The sequence below is a fragment of the Pseudomonas sp. RC10-4-2 genome (assembly GCF_050433085.1).
In the GTDB taxonomy this organism is placed as follows: domain Bacteria; phylum Pseudomonadota; class Gammaproteobacteria; order Pseudomonadales; family Pseudomonadaceae; genus Pseudomonas; species Pseudomonas aeruginosa.
This window is the reverse complement of sequence record NZ_JBNPXX010000001.1, coordinates 273,831-286,862: the sequence shown is the minus strand read 5'-3', so window position 1 is coordinate 286,862 and position 13,032 is coordinate 273,831. Positions and strand designations below refer to the sequence as shown.

Here is a 13,032-nt window from a genome sequence, read left to right as displayed (position 1 = left end):
CCGGTTTCCCCAGGTCTCGCTCGTCGTCCACATGCCCAGTCAAGCATCCTCCCCTTCCCCCCAGGTCGCCATCGTCGGCGGCGGTCCCGCAGGCCTGATGGCCGCGGAGGTCCTGAGCCAGGCGGGCGTACGCACGGAAGTGTTCGACGCCATGCCCTCGGTCGGCCGGAAATTCCTCCTCGCGGGCGTCGGCGGCATGAACATCACCCATGCCGAGGCCAGGGAACAATTCCTCGGCCGCTATGGCAGGCGCCAGAAGGAAATCGCCGCACTGCTCGGCGAATTCGACGCGGATGCGTTGCGCGCCTGGATCCACGGCCTGGGTATCGACACCTTCGTCGGCAGTTCCGGCCGGGTGTTCCCCTCCGACATGAAGGCCGCGCCGTTGCTCCGTGCCTGGCTCAAGCGCCTGCGCGAGCAAGGCGTGCTCATCCACACCCGCTGCCGTTGGCTGGGCTGGAACGCGGACGGTACGCTGGACATCCAGAGCGCCGCCGAGCGCCTGTCGATACGCGCCGACGCCGTGATCCTGGCGCTCGGTGGCGGCAGTTGGCAGCGCCTGGGCTCCGACGGCGCCTGGGTGCCCCTGCTGCGCGCCCGTGGCATCGAGGTCGAGCCCCTGCGGCCAAGCAATTGCGGTTTCGAGATCGACGGCTGGAGCGAGCTGTTTCGCGACAAGTTCTCCGGCGCTCCGGTCAAACCGGTGGCCATGGGACTGGCGGGCGAAACGCCGCGCCAGGGCGAATTCGTCGTGACCCGCGACGGTATCGAGGGCAGCCTGGTCTATGCCCTCTCCGCCGCCATCCGCGAACGGATCGAGGCACGGGGCTCGGCCGAAGTATGGCTGGACCTGTTGCCGAACAGGCGTCGCGAGCAGATCGAGGCAGCCCTGGCTCGCCCGCGCGGTTCCAGGTCGATGGCCAATCACCTGCGCAGCCAGTTGGGCATCGATGGGGTTCGGGCCGGCCTCCTGCGTGAACTCACCCCCGCCGCCACCTATACCGAGCCGGCCCGCCTGGCGGCGGCGATCAAGCGCCTGCCGCTGACGCTGCTGCGCCCGCGTCCGCTGGACGAAGCGATCAGCAGCGCCGGCGGCGTGCGCTTCGAGGCGCTCGACCGCAACCTGATGCTCGCTGGCCTGCCCGGTGTGTTCTGCGCCGGGGAAATGCTCGACTGGGAGGCGCCCACCGGCGGCTACCTGTTGACCGCCTGCTTCGCCAGCGGGCGCTTAGCCGGACTCGGCGCGCTGGCCTGGTTGCGCGGCAGGGGCTAGAGGCCAGTACGCCAGCGCCTCGCTATTTGCCGGATGGCCGCTTCTTCGGCTTGCCCGCCGCGCCCGCGCCGAAGCCCGGCGCCTTGCGCACCGCCTTGACCGTCGGCGCGCTGCTGTCGAACCAACTGCCCAAGTGGATCTTGCCGGGCTTGCCGGCGCTCTCCGCGGCCTTGGGTTTCTTCGGCTTCTTCGGTTTCTTCAGCACCACGCCGCCCGGTGCGGTCTGCGGCACCCGGTGCTCCGGCGCGAAGTCGGGCTCCTCGCGGCGCTGCAGGGTCTGCCCGATCAGTGTCTCGATCGCCGCCAGCAGCTCCACTTCGTCGGCGCAGACCAGCGACACCGCCTGGCCGGAGGCACCGGCACGGCCGGTACGGCCGATGCGATGCACGTAGTCCTCGGCGACGATCGGCAGGTCGAAGTTGACCACCAGCGGCATTTCCTCGATATCCAGGCCACGCGCGGCCACGTCGGTGGCTACCAGCAGGTCTACCTCGCCGGCCTTGAACCGCTGCAAGGCGCGCAGCCGCGCCGGCTGCGGCTTGTCGCCATGGATCGAGTCGGCGGCGATACCCTGCCGCTGCAACAGTCCGACCAGTTCCTCGACGCTCTTGCGGGTCTTGGCGAAGACCAGCGCCTGGCGCCAGCGATTGGCCTGCAACAGGTGGCAGAACAGCTCGGCCTTGCGCTTCTTGTCCACCGGCACCAGCCATTGCCTGACGCTCTTCGCCGCGGTATTGCGCGGACTGACCTCGATGGACAGCGGGTCGCGCAGCAGTTCACGGGCCAGCGTGCGGATGGCGTCGGAGAAGGTCGCGGAAAACAGCAGGGTCTGGCGCTTGCGCGGCAGCGCGGCGAACAGCTCGTCCAGCTCGCGGGCGAAACCGAGGTCGAGCATGCGATCGGCTTCGTCCAGCACCAGCGCCTGGAGCTGGGCGAACTTCACCGCGTTCTGCCGATACAGGTCGAGCAGCCGCCCGGGAGTGGCGACGAGGATATCCACCCCCTTGCGCAGCTTCATCATCTGCGGGTTGATGCTGACCCCACCGTAGGCCACCGCGGTACGCAGCGGCAGGTGCTGGCCGTAGTCGCGAATACTGGCATGGACCTGCTCGGCCAGTTCGCGGGTCGGAACCAGGACCAGTGCGCGCACCGAGTTGGCAGCGACCTGCGGCCCCTCCAGGGTCAGCCGCTGCAGCAACGGCAGGGCGAAACCGGCGGTCTTGCCGGTGCCAGTCTGTGCTGCGGCGAGCAGGTCGCGGCCCTTGAGCGCCGGAGGTATGGCCTGGGCCTGGATCGGCGTAGGCGTGCCGTGGCCGAGCCCTTCGAGGGCCTTGAGCAGGGGGTCGAGCAGACCGAGGGAAGCGAACGTCATGAGCGGCTCGGAAAAAAGGAAACGGACGGCATTCTAGCGGATTCGCCGTCTCCCATCGTCCTCTGGCGCGCGGCCGGTCAGCCCTTGAGCAGCAGTCCGCCCTCGATCGGCACGTAGCGCGACGCTGCGCGGATCAGCGCGTTGGCGGTCAGGCCAGGCACCCCGTAGGCCGTAGCCACGACGCCGTGGGCGCGGATGACCTTCTCCAGCAGCAGATCGAAGTCGCCGTCACCGGACAGCAGCACCACTTCGTCCACCCGCGGCGCGGCATCCAGTACGTCGATGGTGATGCCGACATCCCAGTCACCCTTGGCCGAGCCGTCGGCACGCTGGATGTAGGGCTTCAGCTTCACCGTGAAACCGAGGTTGCGCAGAATCTGCTGGAACTGCTGCTGACGCGGGTCGCCGCGGTCGATGGCGTAGGCATAGGCCTCGACGATGCTCCCGCCGCGAGCGATGTCTGCCCACAGGGCGGCGTAGTTGAGATGGCAGCCGTAGGCCTGGCGCACGGTGTAGTAGAGGTTCTGCACATCGGCGAAGACAGCGATCTTCTTCGCCGCGGGCGACTCGGGACGACTCAAGGGGAACTCCGGAACGACGGCAGTGGGCCACCATTATCGCAGCCCACGGCCCGCAACCCTAACGGTCAGGTGAACAAATCGTCGTCGCCGAGGAAGCTGGAGTCGTCGTTGAAGTCGCTGTCGCTGAAATCGCCATCGGCGAAACCGCCGTCGGCGGGATAGTCGCTATCGGCGAAGCGCTCGGGCGCCGGCTCGGGATCGGCAAACTGGCTGGCGTCGAGGTTATCCACCGGGACGTCCTGGATCACCTCGACGATTTCCTGCGGCTGGCTGTGGCGGAACATGCCGGTGAGCAGGTCGGCCACCAGCATCCCGCCAGCGACCCCAGCGGCCGTCTGCAGCGCACCGCCGAGAAAGCCGCTGGCCCGCGAAGGCGCGGCCGCCGCGGCGGGCGCCATACCCGGACGCATGTCGCCGGCCGCCGCCGCCGGATTGGAGAAACGCGTCTCGCCCCAGCCCGCCGGGCGCCCCGATTGGCTCGGCGCCGGCTCGTCGCGCGCGCCGCCGCCGAACAGGCCGGAGAGGAAGCCGCCGCTGCTCGGACGGCTCTGCTGCAACTGGGCGACCTGCGCCTCGAGCTCCTTCACCCGTTGGTCGAGGCGCTTCAGCGCGGCTTCCTGGATCAGCACCACCTGCGCCATGTAGTACGGCGCCGCCGGCTGCCGCACCAGGTGCTGGTTGATCTGCGCCTCGGCCTCGGCGTCACGCGGAGCGGACTGCCCCTCGGCCTCGCGCAGGCGGCTGAACAGGCCGTCGATCAGGGTTTTCTCATCGGATTTCATCGCACGCCTCGACTGCATTTCGAGAAGGAAGGATGGATTGCACCAAAGGGAAATATTGGAGCACCCTGCACGATCTCAAGTTCCTCCGGTGAATTCCCGATGAATGACGATGCCCAGCGCTCCGCACGGTCCCAGGTCGCCCTGCTGATCGTCGACCTGCAACGCGGCATGCAGCGCCACGACCTGCCGCCGCGCAACAATCCCGGCGCCGAGGCGCGCATCGTCGAACTGCTTGCCGCCTGGCGCGCCGCCGGCTGGCCGGTGGTGCACGTCCGGCACGTATCCCGGCAGCCCGGCTCGCCCTTCGCGCCCGGCCAGCCTGGCGTGGAGTTCCAGCCAGCGCTGGCGCCGCGCGACGACGAGGCGGTGTTCGAGAAGAACGTTCCCGACGCCTTCATCAACAGCGGCCTGCAACGCTGGCTCCATGTCCGCGACATCCGCCAGGTGGCGCTCGTCGGGGTAGCCACGGAGAACTCGGTGGAAGCCAGCGCACGCAGCGCCGGCAACCTCGGCTTCCAGACCTGGGTAGTGGCCGACGCCTGCTTCACCTTCGCCAAGCCCGATTTCCACGGCACCCCGCGCAGCGCCGACGAGGTGCATGCGATGGCGTTGGCCAACCTGCACGGCGAGTACGCCGTGGTACTGCGCGCCGCCGAACTGTTGCAGCGCTTGCCGGCCTGACTGTCTGCCGGGCAACAGCGGGACAACAGGGCTGTCCGGCAGAAGACAGGCCGGTTCCGCCATATCCCCCATAAGCCATTGATTCGAAAACATGAATCCGGGATGGCACGGTTCCTTCATAGACACCGGACCACGCCCCTACCCGGAGATACCCCCGATGAGCCAAGAGCAACAGCCGATCCGCTTCGCCTACTGGGTCCCCAACGTCAGCGGCGGCCTGGTGGTGAGCAAGATCGAGCAACGCACCAGCTGGGACATCGACTACAACCGCAAGCTGGCCCAGTTGGCGGAACGCAACGGCTTCGACTACGCCCTCTCGCAGATTCGCTTCACCGCCGGCTACGGCGCCGAGTACCAGCACGAGTCGGTGGCCATCAGCCACGCCCTGCTGGCGGCCACCGAGAAGCTCAAGGTGATCGCGGCGATCCTGCCTGGCCCCTGGCATCCGGCGGTGGTGGCCAAGCAACTGGCGACGATCGACCAACTGACCAATGGCCGGGTCGCGGTGAACATCGTCAGCGGCTGGTTCAAGGGAGAGTTCACCGGCATCGGCGAACCCTGGCTGGAGCACGACGAACGCTATCGGCGCTCCGAGGAGTTCATCCGCGTGCTGAAAGGCATCTGGACCGAGGAAAACTTCACCTTCAAGGGCGATTTCTATCGTTTCCACGACTACACCCTGAAACCCAAGCCGATCCAGCAGCCGCACCCGGAAATCTTCCAGGGCGGCAGCTCGCGGGCGGCGCGGGACATGGCCTCGCGCGTGTCCGACTGGTACTTCACCAACGGCAACAGCATCGACGGCATCCGCGCCCAGGTCGAGGACATCCGCGCCAAGGCGGCGGCCAACGGCCATTCGGTCAAGGTCGGAGTGAACGCCTTCATCATTGCCCGCGACACCGAGGAGGAAGCGCGGGCGGTGCTCGACGAGATCATCGCCAAGGCCGACTACGAGGCGGTGAACGCCTTCGGCGACGCGGTGAAACAGGCCGGCAAGGCCTCGCCGGAGGGCGATGGCAACTGGGCCAAATCCACCTTCGAAGACCTGGTGCAATACAACGACGGCTTCAAGACCAACCTGATCGGCACGCCACGGCAGATCGCCGAGCGCATCGTCGCGCTGAAGGCGGCCGGGGTCGACCTGGTGCTGTCGGCCTTCCTGCACTTCCACGAAGAAGTGGAGTATTTCGGCAAGCACGTGTTGCCGCTGGTCCGCGAACTGGAGCAGGCCCAGGCTCGCGAAGCGGCCTGAACGGCAACGGCGGCCGCCAGGCGTTGGCCTCGGCGGCCGGCTGGGTTAGAGTCGCGGGCTCGTATCCGATCTGCCGACCCGCGATGAATCCTCTGCTGCCGCTGCGTGACGCCTGGTTCTTCTTCACCCGCCACCTGACCACCCTGGTGCCGCTCTGCCTGCCCTGGATATTCCTCGAAAGCCTGCTCCAGCAGCAGATCGACGAAGCCGTCGGCCCCCAGCAGATGGGCGCCTGGAGCCTGGTCGCCGGACTGCTCTTCTACCCGCTCTACACCGCAGCCCTGATCCTGTTCATGGACGCGCGCGGGCGCGACGAGCGGCCTCGCGTCGGCCAGCTGTGGAGCGCCGCGCTGCGCCTGTGGCCAGCCTTCGCGCTACTCGCGGCGCTGACTTCGCTGCTGATCGTGCTCGGCCTGTCGCTGCTGATCCTGCCGGGCATCTTCGTCATGGTGAAGCTGTCCTTCGCCGAATTCTGCCTGGTGCTGCGCGGCCGTAGTCCGCTGCAGGCGCTGCGGGAAAGCTTCGAGTTCACCCGTGGGCGATTCTTCCTGATCCTCGCCTGTTCGCTGGTGATCCTGCTGCCGGTCTGGAGCCTGGAAGCCTGGCTCGCCGATTCGGCCGGCGACGCCGTCGTGCTGCGGGTCGCCCTGCATACGCTCAGCGGGTTCTTCCAGCTGCTGTTGACCATCGTCGCCTTCCGCATCTACAGCCTCGGTCCGGCGCCACGCAACGGGATGTGAACGGCGCCGCGCGCCGATTCGCCGCGCTGGCCTATGCTTGACGAGCCCTGCCTCGAGGAACGGACCATGAGCGACGAATCGGCCAACCCCAGCTGCATTTCCCACCTGTCCATCGGCACCAACGACTTTCCCCGTGCCCGAGCCTTCTACGACGCGGTGATGGCCGCCCTCGGCTGCAAGGTGATCCTCGAATACCCCGGCGCCGTAGCCTACGGCAAGCTCTATCCGGAGTTCTGGGTGCAGGCGCCGATCGACGGCCGTCCCGCCAGCGTCGGCAACGGCAGCCACGTCGGCTTCTTCGCCGACAGCAAGGCCCAGGTCGACGCCTTCCACGCCGCGGCCCTGGCCGCCGGCGCACGCGACGAGGGCGCGCCGGGCCCGCGTCCGCTGTACGGCGAGCCCTACTACGGGTGTTTCATCCGCGACCTCGACGGGCACAAGGTCGAGGCCTCCTACTGGGACATGAGCCAGGGCTTCGACGCCCACGACCACGCCCACTGAGCACCGTCAGGGTTGCGGCTTGAGTCCCGACAGGCGCGGCACCAGCAGCTTTTCGAAGAGACGCGGAAAGAAGCGCGCCAGCAGCCGCGCCCGCCAGTTGACGTTGGACAGCACCAGCAGGCGCCGGCGCCGCGCGGCGCCCTGGAAGATCGCCTCGGCGACCTCCACCGGCGATGCCACCTGGCTGCCCAGCACTTGCACCGGCTGGCGAGTCACCGAGCCATCGCCGACCAGCGCGTTCTTGCGCAGGTCGGTGGCGGTGAATCCCGGGCAGGCCAGGGTCACGCTGACGCCGGTGCCTTCCAGCTCCATCCGCAGGGTATCGAACAGACCGTGCAAGGCATGCTTGCTGGCGTTGTAGGCGCTGCGGTAGAGCAACGGGGCGAAACCGGTCAGCGAACCGAGCACGACGATCTGCCCGCGCCGTTCGAGCAGGCTCGGCAGCGCCGCGCGGGTGCAATGCACGGCGCCGAAGAAGTTCACCGCCATGACCTTGCGGAAAACCCCCAGGCCGGTTTCGGCGAAGGTACCGCGGTGGGTGATGCCGGCGTTGTTGACCAGCACGTCGATGCCGCCGAAGCGCTCCACCGCCAGCGCCACGGCACGCTCCACCGCATCGGCGTCGGCGACGTCGCAGCGCAGGCCGAGCGCCTCGCCGCCGAGATGGTCGCGCAGGTGCTGGACCAAACTGTCCAGCGCCGCCTGGTCGAGGTCGAGGATCGCCAGTCGCGCACCGGCCCGGGCGAAACGCAGCGCCAGCGCGCGACCGATGCCGGAACAGCCGCCGCTGACCAGCACCACCTTGTGGCGGTAGGCCTGGCTGCTGAATACCTTGCGCGGCATGCGGTACCCTCCCGCTCGAAAAAACGCGAACCCTTGCGTCAATTCGACCTGCAAGGGTGAAATGCGCGGCGGCAAGCTCTATGCTCTGGTCCTTTCCAGCATAGTCTCGATTGCGATGTCACTGCCCCGTCTACGCAACCTGCTGTTCGTCGGCCTGCTCCTGCTGGTCGGCGGTGCCCTGCTCGCCAGCTACCTGCTGAGCTGGCAACCCGCCGATCGCGAAGCCGCGCCCCTGCATTGCCAGGGCGCCGCGCCGGCGCTGAAGCCGGGGCAGGCCCTGAAGGTGATGACCTGGAACATCCAGTACCTGGCCGGCAAGCGCTACGTCTTCTGGGACGACCTGCCGGATGCCACCGGCCCGGACCAGCGCCCCACCGCCGAAGACCTGGCGTTCACCCTCGACGAGGTGGTCCGGGTGATCCGCGACGAGCAGCCGGACCTGGTCCTGCTCCAGGAGATCGACGATGGCTCCAGCGCCACCGACGATCAGGACCAACTGGCGCTGATCCAGGAGCGCATCAACGATCTCTACCATTGCAGCGCCCAGGCCTACGAGTGGAAGTCGGCCTTCGTGCCGACGCCGCACATCTTCGGCAGCGTCGGCCGCAAGCAGGCCACCCTGAGCCGCTATCGCATCGATAGCGCCGAGCGGCGCCAGTTGCCGCCACGCGATGGCGGGCTGTTCGACCGCCTGTTCGGGCCGCGCCCGGCGATCCTGGTCAGCCACCTGCCGATCGACGGCGGCGGCGAGCTGGCCGTGCTCAACGCCCGCTTCGACCGCCCGCAGGCGAACGACGACACCCTCGAGCGCCAGGTCGAGACCACCCGTACGCTGCTCGACGAACTGCAGGCCAGGCGCACGCCCTGGCTGCTCGGCGGCGACCTCAACCTGCTGCCGCCCGGCCAGTATCCCTACCTGCTGGCGCCGCTGCGCGCGCCCTACCGGGAAGACAGCGAACTGGCCATCCTGAGCGGGCGCTTCCCGATGGTGCCGTCGCTGGAAGAGGCCAGTGGCGTCGACCAGGTTCGCTGGTACACGCACTTCCCCAACGACCCACGGGTCCAGGGGCCGGATCGGACCCTCGACTACCTGTTCCACAGCCCCTCGCTGACCCGTCTCGATGCCCGGGTCCGGCGCAGCGATACGCTGCAGATCTCCAACCACCTGCCGCTCGCCGCGCGCTTCCTGCTGCCCCATTGACCGGGCGCGCGCCGGGCTGGACAAGCGGCCCGGCGCGCCGCATGCTTCGCCCCCATTCATAACAACAAAAAACGGCAAGGCCGCACACCATGCCCCTACGCACCACAACGCCCCTGCTCGCGCTGCTGGCGTTCGCCCTGCTGGCCGCCCCGCAGCTCCATGCGCAGGACGCAAGGCCGTCGTTGAACGTCGGCTACTACGAATTCCCCCCCTACATCTATACCGCCCGGGATGGCCACGCCGCCGGTTCCGGCGCCCGCCTGGTCCGCCTGCTGCTGGAGCGGGCCGGCTATCGTCCGGCGTTCCGCGCCCTGCCCAGCGCGCGCCTGTACCTGGGGCTGCAGGATGGCAGCGTGGCGCTGTGGGCCGGCGCGGCCAAGCCGGAGCTGGCCGCCGACACCCTCCAGGCGCGGCGCGTGCTCGGCCACGTCAGCCTGAACCTGTACTACCCGGCGCACCAGCCGGCACCGCGGGTTCCCCAGGACCTGGCCGGACGCCGGCTGATCCTGATCAGCGGCTACAGCTACTGGAAACCGGTCACCAACTTCATCCAGGACCCCAACCTGCACCTGCGCCTGTACCGCACCGGCACCCACCACGCCGCCTTGCGCATGCTCGAACTCGGGCGCGGCGACTACCTGCTCGACTACCAGGCGCCGGTGGAAGCGGCCAGCCGCCAGGCGTTGGCAAGCCAGGAACTGTACCGCCTGCCGCTGCGGATGATCGTCTCGCGCCACATTCCCGGCGCCGAAGCGCTGCGCGACCGCCTGGACCAGGCCTACGACCAGTTGCGGAGCGACGGCGCCGACCTGTCCCTGCTGTGAACCGACCCCGGAGGAGGAGCCCGATGCATACCGCCATCCCCTGCTGCACGATCAACGGCGAACAGCCCGCCCTGCGCGGACAGGTCTGCCAGTCGCTGCTGATCCAGGAATGGTGGTGGGAAGGCCGTCCGGCCGATCCGGTGAACGTGGTCTACCTGCAGTTCGAGCAACGCTGGTATCGCCTCTACTTCGAGGGCGAGACGGTGTTCTGGCGCAGCGGCGAAGCGCCGCGGCCCTGCGAGAACGACGAAGGCCCGGGCGAGTACCGCCTGCACGACCTCGGCCGGCAGCGCGGCCTGGTCGGTGTGCGCCTGCTGGCCCTGGAGTTCGTCCTCAACGGCCCGACCCTGGACAGCCACTTCGACTTCGCCGACGGCCAGCGCCTGAGTTTCCGGCACTTCCTCGACGACGACCTGACCCGGGTGCTCTGAGCGCCGTCGACTACTTGCGTGGCTTGGCCCGGGCAGTGGCCTCGGCCACCAGCGGGTCGTCCGGCCAATAATGCTTCGGATAGCGTCCCTTCAGGTCCTTCCTGACTTCCGCATAGGTGCTGCGCCAGAAGTTCGCCAGGTCCTGGGTCACCTGCACCGGGCGATGCGCGGGAGACAGCAGGTGCAGCTTCACTGCCAGGCGGCCCTGGGCGATGCGCGGAGTGTCGCCGAGGCCGAACAGTTCCTGCAGGCGCACCGCGAGGATCGGCGGGGTTTCGCTGTAGTCCAGGCGGATGCGCGAGCCGGAGGGGACTTCCAGGGTTTTCGGCGCCCACTCGTCGAGACGCTGCGGTAATGGCCAGGGCAACAGCCCGGCGAGGATCGAAGCCAGGTCGAGGTTGGCGAAGTGAGCCAGGCGGGTGACCTTGCCGAGATAGGCCGGCAACCATTCCTCCAACCGTTCCAGCAACGCGGCGTCGCTGACGTCCGGCCACTCGCTCTCGCCCTTGTCTTCCAGGTCCAGCCGGCGCAGCAAGCCGATGCGCGCCTGCCACTGGCGCAGTTCCGGGGTCCAGGGCAACAACTCCAGGCCCTTGCGCCGGACCAGGCCGAGCAGCGCCTGGCTGCGCGCCGCTTCGTCGAGGCCGGGTAGCGCCTCGCTGGACAGCACCAGTTCGCCGACCCGGCGCTGGCGCTCGGCACGCAGCACGCCTTCGCGCTCGTCCCACTGCAGCTCGTCGCGCTGGCTGACCTGCTCCGCCAGGACCGTATCGAACAACCTCGGATCGAGTTCGGCGGCCAGGTAGATCCGCTCTTCGCGCTGGCCCTGGCGGCTGCCCAGATCGGCGATCACCAGCCAAGGCTGCTTCATCAGGCTGTCCGGTTCGCCGAACTGCGCAGCGCGCCCATTGGCCAGCCGGTAGTCGCCGCCGCCGGCGCGGCGCTGGCGAGCGATGCGGTCGGGATAGGCGAAGGCCAGCAGACAGCCCAGCCAACGCGGATGACCGGGATCGACGACCGCCTCGCTGGCGGCGCCGCGCAGGTAACCGCGGAACTGCCGGGCCAGTTGCCGGGCGCGCTGTACCGCGCCGCGCGAGGCGCCAGTGCGGGCCTCGCCGGCGAGCAGGGCGAGACGGCTGTGCAGGTCGGCGCCGCCGCCACGCTGTATGTCACGTTCGCCGAGCAGCGCCGCTACGTCGCAAGCCAGTTCGCCAAGGCCGAGGGCCTGGCCGCGCAGCAGCAGGTGGGCAATGCGCGGATGGGTCGGCAATGCGGCCATCGCCTGGCCATGGGCACTCAACGCGCCGCTGGCGTTCAGCGCCCCCAGCCGCCCGAGCAGCTCGCGGGCCTGGGCGTAGGCCGCCGCGGGCGGCGCGTCGAGCCAGGCCAGCTCCTCCGGCGCCACGCCCCAGCGCGCCAGTTGCAGGGCCAGCCCGGCCAGATCGGCCTGGAGGATTTCCGCCGTGCCGTAGGCAGGCAACTGCTCATGCTGGCTCTCCGACCACAAGCGGTAGCATACGCCCGGCTCCAGGCGCCCTGCGCGGCCGGCACGCTGGGTAGCGGAGGCGCGGGAGATGCGCTGGGTCTCCAGGCGGGTCATGCCGCTACCCGGATCGAAGCGCGGCACCCGCGCCAGGCCGGCGTCGATCACCACCCGTACGCCGTCGATGGTCAGGCTGGTCTCGGCGATGTTGGTCGCCAGCACCACCTTGCGCGTGCCCCGCGACGCCGGCTCGATGGCGGCGCGCTGGGCGGCGAGGTCGAGCTCGCCATGCAGCGGGCAGAGCAGCACCTCGGGGCGACCGCCAAGGGCCTCGCGCAAGCCTTCGTGAACGCGGCGGATCTCGGCCTGGCCGGGAAGAAAGACCAGCACGCTGCCGCTTTCCTCCGCCAGCGCCTGGAGCACCGCCTGCTGCACCCGCGGCTCGATGAACTCGCCGGGTTGCGCCGCCCGTCCCCAGCGGATATCCACCGGGAACATGCGGCCCTCGCTGCGCAGCACCGGCGCTTCGCCGAGCAGCGCCGCAAGACGCTCGCCCTCCAGGGTCGCCGACATCACCAGCACTTTCAGCGGCGGCTCGTCGCGCAACAGTTCGCGGCCATTGAGAGTCAGCGCCAGGGCCAGGTCGGCATCCAGGCTGCGCTCGTGGAATTCGTCGAAGATCACCAGGCCGACACCGTCCAGCGCCGGGTCGTCTTGCAGGCGACGGGCAAGGATACCCTCGGTGACCACTTCGATGCGGGTCTTCGGGCCGACCCTGCTCTCCAGGCGGATCCGGTAGCCGACGGTCTCGCCGACCTTTTCGCCCAGCTCGGCGGCCAGCCGCTCGGCCGCGGCCCGCGCCGCCAGGCGCCGCGGTTCGAGCATGAGGATGCGTTGGCCGGCGAGCCACGGCTCGTCGAGCAGGGCCAGCGGCACGCGGGTGGTCTTGCCGGCGCCCGGCGGGGCTTCCAGAACGGCCTGGTGTTGTGCGCCAAGGGCCTGGCGCAGGGCGGGAACAACGGCGTCGATGGGTAGGGAAATCATGCTGGCTCCGGACTGACCGGCGAA

At 69.0% G+C, this 13,032-nt stretch carries 13 protein-coding genes; 8 read left to right on the top strand and 5 right to left on the bottom strand.

Annotated features, from left to right (window positions below):
- Nucleotides 1-31 precede the first annotated feature (31 nt).
- Nucleotides 32-1,273 (top strand): TIGR03862 family flavoprotein, encoded by a 1,242-nt coding sequence (locus FHW81_RS01345; protein WP_106120605.1) that lies wholly within the window; start codon nt 32-34, stop codon nt 1,271-1,273.
- 22 nt (nt 1,274-1,295) lie between these two features.
- Here the strand turns inward: FHW81_RS01345 and FHW81_RS01340 are convergent, their stop codons facing one another.
- The 3 genes from FHW81_RS01340 to FHW81_RS01330 form a co-directional block, all read right to left on the bottom strand.
- Entirely contained in the window at nt 1,296-2,645 is a 1,350-nt protein-coding gene (locus tag FHW81_RS01340) for a DEAD/DEAH box helicase (RefSeq protein ID WP_019396680.1), read from the bottom strand.
- A 77-nt stretch (nt 2,646-2,722) separates the two neighbouring features.
- Nucleotides 2,723-3,226 carry an NYN domain-containing protein gene (locus FHW81_RS01335; protein WP_003093104.1) on the bottom strand — a complete coding sequence of 168 codons (504 nt, stop codon included), beginning with the start codon at nt 3,224-3,226 and terminating at the stop codon, nt 2,723-2,725.
- 65 nt (nt 3,227-3,291) lie between these two features.
- On the bottom strand, nt 3,292-4,008 hold the full coding sequence (locus tag FHW81_RS01330; RefSeq protein WP_009877017.1) for a DUF2076 domain-containing protein: 717 nt from the start codon (nt 4,006-4,008) through the stop codon (nt 3,292-3,294).
- A 99-nt stretch (nt 4,009-4,107) separates the two neighbouring features.
- On the opposite strand from FHW81_RS01330, the gene FHW81_RS01325 reads away from it, so the two are divergent.
- From FHW81_RS01325 to FHW81_RS01310, 4 genes are all read left to right on the top strand, one after another.
- Nucleotides 4,108-4,689, top strand: coding sequence for a cysteine hydrolase family protein (locus FHW81_RS01325; RefSeq protein WP_003106834.1), 582 nt, complete (start codon nt 4,108-4,110; stop codon nt 4,687-4,689).
- A 157-nt stretch (nt 4,690-4,846) separates the two neighbouring features.
- Nucleotides 4,847-5,941, top strand: coding sequence for a dimethylsulfone monooxygenase SfnG (gene sfnG / locus FHW81_RS01320; RefSeq protein ID WP_003093107.1), 1,095 nt, complete (start codon nt 4,847-4,849; stop codon nt 5,939-5,941).
- An 83-nt stretch (nt 5,942-6,024) separates the two neighbouring features.
- Nucleotides 6,025-6,681: a hypothetical protein gene (locus tag FHW81_RS01315; RefSeq protein WP_003106831.1), complete on the top strand. Its 657-nt coding sequence runs from the start codon at nt 6,025-6,027 to the stop codon at nt 6,679-6,681.
- 66 nt (nt 6,682-6,747) lie between these two features.
- Nucleotides 6,748-7,182: a VOC family protein gene (locus FHW81_RS01310; RefSeq protein ID WP_003106829.1), complete on the top strand. Its 435-nt coding sequence runs from the start codon at nt 6,748-6,750 to the stop codon at nt 7,180-7,182.
- 6 nt (nt 7,183-7,188) lie between these two features.
- On the opposite strand, the gene FHW81_RS01305 is transcribed toward FHW81_RS01310, so the two are convergent.
- Nucleotides 7,189-8,025, bottom strand: a complete 837-nt coding sequence (locus tag FHW81_RS01305) for an SDR family oxidoreductase (RefSeq protein WP_003106828.1) — start codon at nt 8,023-8,025, stop codon at nt 7,189-7,191.
- A gap of 61 nt (nt 8,026-8,086) precedes the next feature.
- Between FHW81_RS01305 and FHW81_RS01300 the strand changes: the two genes are divergently transcribed.
- The 3 genes from FHW81_RS01300 (at nt 8,087) to FHW81_RS01290 (ending at nt 10,481) form a co-directional block, all read left to right on the top strand.
- Nucleotides 8,087-9,226: an endonuclease/exonuclease/phosphatase family protein gene (locus FHW81_RS01300; RefSeq protein ID WP_003106827.1), complete on the top strand. Its 1,140-nt coding sequence runs from the start codon at nt 8,087-8,089 to the stop codon at nt 9,224-9,226.
- Between the two features lie 89 nt (nt 9,227-9,315).
- Nucleotides 9,316-10,050 carry a substrate-binding periplasmic protein gene (locus FHW81_RS01295; RefSeq protein WP_003093112.1) on the top strand — a complete coding sequence of 245 codons (735 nt, stop codon included), beginning with the start codon at nt 9,316-9,318 and terminating at the stop codon, nt 10,048-10,050.
- A gap of 23 nt (nt 10,051-10,073) precedes the next feature.
- Entirely contained in the window at nt 10,074-10,481 is a 408-nt protein-coding gene (locus tag FHW81_RS01290; protein WP_003093113.1) for a hypothetical protein, read from the top strand.
- A gap of 10 nt (nt 10,482-10,491) precedes the next feature.
- On the opposite strand, the gene hrpB is transcribed toward FHW81_RS01290, so the two are convergent.
- Nucleotides 10,492-13,008, bottom strand: coding sequence for an ATP-dependent helicase HrpB (gene hrpB / locus FHW81_RS01285; RefSeq protein WP_106120604.1), 2,517 nt, complete (start codon nt 13,006-13,008; stop codon nt 10,492-10,494).
- Between the last annotated feature and the right edge of the window lie 24 nt (nt 13,009-13,032).

Bases quoted from the DNA above. Each gene is read 5' to 3' on its own strand.
- FHW81_RS01345 (WP_106120605.1), top strand. From the start codon at position 32: ATGCCCAGTCAAGCATCCTCCCCTTCCCCCCAGGTCGCCATCGTCGGC.
- FHW81_RS01340 (WP_019396680.1), bottom strand. From the start codon at position 2,645: ATGACGTTCGCTTCCCTCGGTCTGCTCGACCCCCTGCTCAAGGCCCTC.
- FHW81_RS01330 (WP_009877017.1), bottom strand. From the start codon at position 4,008: ATGAAATCCGATGAGAAAACCCTGATCGACGGCCTGTTCAGCCGCCTG.
- FHW81_RS01325 (WP_003106834.1), top strand. From the start codon at position 4,108: ATGAATGACGATGCCCAGCGCTCCGCACGGTCCCAGGTCGCCCTGCTG.
- sfnG (WP_003093107.1), top strand. From the start codon at position 4,847: ATGAGCCAAGAGCAACAGCCGATCCGCTTCGCCTACTGGGTCCCCAAC.
- FHW81_RS01315 (WP_003106831.1), top strand. From the start codon at position 6,025: ATGAATCCTCTGCTGCCGCTGCGTGACGCCTGGTTCTTCTTCACCCGC.
- FHW81_RS01310 (WP_003106829.1), top strand. From the start codon at position 6,748: ATGAGCGACGAATCGGCCAACCCCAGCTGCATTTCCCACCTGTCCATC.
- FHW81_RS01305 (WP_003106828.1), bottom strand. From the start codon at position 8,025: ATGCCGCGCAAGGTATTCAGCAGCCAGGCCTACCGCCACAAGGTGGTG.
- FHW81_RS01300 (WP_003106827.1), top strand. From the start codon at position 8,087: ATGCGCGGCGGCAAGCTCTATGCTCTGGTCCTTTCCAGCATAGTCTCG.
- FHW81_RS01295 (WP_003093112.1), top strand. From the start codon at position 9,316: ATGCCCCTACGCACCACAACGCCCCTGCTCGCGCTGCTGGCGTTCGCC.
- FHW81_RS01290 (WP_003093113.1), top strand. From the start codon at position 10,074: ATGCATACCGCCATCCCCTGCTGCACGATCAACGGCGAACAGCCCGCC.
- hrpB (WP_106120604.1), bottom strand. From the start codon at position 13,008: ATGATTTCCCTACCCATCGACGCCGTTGTTCCCGCCCTGCGCCAGGCC.